Source organism: Secundilactobacillus sp. MJ173 (genome assembly GCF_059704265.1).
Genome location: NZ_BAAKGN010000065.1, coordinates 1 through 263 on the forward strand (window position 1 = coordinate 1; position 263 = coordinate 263).

1 protein-coding gene is annotated in these 263 nt (G+C 36.1%); it reads left to right on the forward strand.

Going from position 1 to position 263, the window contains the following annotated elements:
• Positions 1-33: 33 nt before the first annotated feature.
• A partial coding sequence (locus AC6H04_RS10460) for a zinc ribbon domain-containing protein (protein ID WP_497571612.1) occupies positions 34-263 on the forward strand: 230 nt, incomplete at its 3' end.

A 263-nucleotide genomic window follows, 5' to 3' on the forward strand; every position in this document is an offset into this window, starting at 1 on the left:
TGGATAGCCTTAGAAGACTTGAATGTTAAGGGTATGATGAAAAATTGGCATTTAGCTAAAGCAGTTAGTTACCAAGGCTTTTATAACTTTAGAATTAAGCTAGTTTCTAAATGCCAGCAGTTAGGTATTCCGGTACACTTAACTGGCCGTTTTGAACCAACTTCTAAGTTATGCCATCAATGTGGTTATAAAAAAGTTGATTTAAAGCTAAGTGAGCGCACCTATCAATGTCCTAAATGTTGTTATACCGCAGACCGTGATAT